The organism is Flavobacterium sp. FPG59 (genome assembly GCF_002150205.1).
In the GTDB taxonomy this organism is placed as follows: Bacteria; Bacteroidota; Bacteroidia; order Flavobacteriales; family Flavobacteriaceae; genus Flavobacterium.
Genome location: NZ_MTCA01000300.1, coordinates 1 through 2,961 on the forward strand (window position 1 = coordinate 1; position 2,961 = coordinate 2,961).

The 2,961-nt window shown below is 37.4% G+C and carries 2 protein-coding genes; both read left to right on the top strand.

What is annotated here, in order from left to right; all coding sequences use genetic code 11:
• The first annotated feature begins 18 nt into the window (after nucleotides 1-18).
• Nucleotides 19-489 (top strand): T9SS type A sorting domain-containing protein, encoded by a 471-nt coding sequence (locus tag FPG59_RS15305; RefSeq protein ID WP_086455420.1) that lies wholly within the window; start codon nucleotides 19-21, stop codon nucleotides 487-489.
• A 342-nt stretch (nucleotides 490-831) separates the two neighbouring features.
• Nucleotides 832-2,961, top strand: a 2,130-nt coding sequence (locus FPG59_RS15315) for a hypothetical protein (RefSeq protein WP_217875928.1), incomplete at its 3' end; no start/stop codon positions are given.

A 2,961-nucleotide genomic window follows, 5' to 3' on the forward strand; every position in this document is an offset into this window, starting at 1 on the left:
GTATAAAATATTATATTTATGAGGTACTTACTTATATTATTTACGGTGACTTTTCAAGGTCAAGTTTTACATCATCAGATGGTTTCTGCACAAGGAGCTTCCAAAAAATTACCAGATGGGATTTCAATTTCACAAACGATTGGCCAAAACAGTAATGTTGGAACTTCAAGTTTTGATTATGTGATTCAGCAGGGATTTCAACAGAGTTTTTGGGTAAAGTATATTGCCTCAAATCCACCCGAGAAAATAAAATTTAATACGTATCCCAATCCATTTATTAGCGCACTAAATTTTGAATTCTCAAAACTTATTTCAGAAGATATTGAAGTAAATGTTTTTGATATCAGTGGTAGGTTGGTTTTTAATCAAAGTAAAAAAGCAGATAATTTCCTCTTGACTGTTTTGCTTCCGTTTTTATCAAGAGGTGAATACCTAGTTCGCTTAAACACTTCAACGTTTTCAGTATATACCAAAATCATAAAACTATGACAAAAAATTACACTTCCTTATGTGAGTATTTAGCAGCATTTTTCCGAATAATGAAAGTAAATTTTTTGTCGAAGCATGATTTTATTTTTTTTCCGTTTACTGCCGTGCGAAATTTTCCTTTACTCTTCTCCGATTTTCGAAAACAGTTGCTTCTTATTCAATGCAGAATAATTAGAGTATTCGCCAATCAGAATCTTCAGAATAACAATGTGAGTTTTGTTATGCTTCCCATTGAGGTGGAACTTCCAAAAGTTCTATCGAAAACGTGTAGGCAATTCTAATTTTTTTAGAACAACTTCAATCTTATTTTTTTAAAATTTATCACATTTAATGAATCAAATTATGAAAAAAATTATTTTGCTCTTCATCTTTTTTCTTTGTGTAAAGGGTTTTGCACAAAGCAATGGAATTACGTATCAGGCCGTTATTTTGAAACCCACTAATAAAATTTCTTCAGTAACTAGTGAAAATCTGCCTGTAGCAAACAAAAACGTATGCATGCAATTCCAGTTTGTAGATGAGTTTTCAAAGATCGAATACCAGGAAGTTATTCAAACCACGACAGATCAATACGGGATGGTAAATCTTGTAATAGGTACAGGTACTCGCAATGGTGGATATGCATCATCTTTTGATAATATAGCATGGGTTGCGGCTCAAAAAAAGTTGGTTGTAAGTATTAACATTTCCGGTGATTGTTCGTCATTTACTGAAATTAGCAATCAACCGTTTACGACCGTTCCGTTTGCTTATGCCGCAATAAATAGTACGAATGTAACAGGTGTTGTAGCTGTTGAAAATGGAGGTACGAATGCTACCACGATTTTAGGAGCCAAAACGACATTGGAACTGGATCAAGTTGATAACACATCGGATGTTGCAAAGCCAATTAGTGATGCTACGAAATCTGCACTCCAATTGAAAGAAGATATAGCCAACAAAAGCACTAATTTTACACAAGATGGAAGTTCGGACGTTAAGTTTCCAACTGTGAAAGCAACTAAAACGTATGTAGATACAGGAATAAATACACTATTTGCAACAACGCAATCAGCCTTGGACTTAAAAGCGAACTTAGCTTCGCCAACTTTTACAGGAACGGTTTCAGGAATTGATAAAACAATGGTGGGATTGTCGAATGTCGATAATACCAGCGATGCAAACAAACCAACTTCAGCAGCAACACAATCAGCCTTGGATTTAAAAGCGAATTTAGCTTCGCCAACTTTTACAGGAACGGTTTCGGGAATTGATAAAACGATGGTTGGCTTAGCGAACGTTGATAATACTTCGGATGCCAACAAACCAGTTTCAGCTGCTGCGCAATCATCCTTGGATTTAAAAGCAAACTTAGCTTCGCCAACTTTTACAGGAACCGTTTCAGGAATCGATAAAACAATGGTTGGATTATCGAATGTGGACAATACCAGCGATGCCAATAAACCAGTTTCTTCTGCAGCGCAAACCGCTTTGGATTTGAAGGCAAATTTAGCTTCACCAACTTTCACAGGAACCGTTTCTGGAATTGACAAAACGATGGTTGGATTGTCGAATGTGGACAATACTTCGGATGCAAATAAACCAGTTTCTACAGCGACACAATCAGCTTTAGATTTAAAAGCGAATTTAGCTTCGCCAACTTTTACAGGAACCGTTTCAGGAATCGATAAAACAATGGTTGGATTATCGAATGTGGACAATACCAGCGATGCCAACAAACCAGTTTCTTCTGCAGCGCAAACCGCTTTGGATTTGAAGGCAAATTTAGCTTCACCAACTTTCACAGGAACGGTTTCGGGAATCGATAAAACGATGGTTGGACTTGGAAATGCAGACAACACCAGCGATGCGAACAAACCAGTTTCTACGGCTGCTCAAACCGCTTTAGATTTAAAAGCGAATTTAGCTTCTCCAACTTTCACAGGAACTGTTTCGGGAATTGATAAAACGATGGTTGGATTATCAAATGTAGACAACACCAGCGATGCCAATAAACCAACTTCAGCAGCAACACAATCAGCTTTAGATTTAAAAGCGAATTTAGCTTCGCCAACTTTTTCAGGAACGGTTTCGGGAATTGATAAAACAATGGTGGGATTGTCGAATGTGGACAATACCAGCGATGCCAACAAACCAGTTTCTTCTGCAGCGCAAACCGCTTTGGATTTGAAGGCAAATTTAGCTTCACCAACTTTCACAGGAACGGTTTCGGGAATCGATAAAACGATGGTTGGACTTGGAAATGCAGACAACACCAGCGATGCGAACAAACCAGTTTCTACGGCTGCTCAAACCGCTTTAGATTTAAAAGCGAATTTAGCTTCTCCAACTTTCACAGGAACTGTTTCGGGAATTGATAAAACGATGGTTGGATTATCAAATGTAGACAATACCAGCGATGCGAACAAACCAACTTCTGCAGCAACACAATCAGCTTTAGATTTAAAAGCGAATTTAGCTTCGCCAACTTTT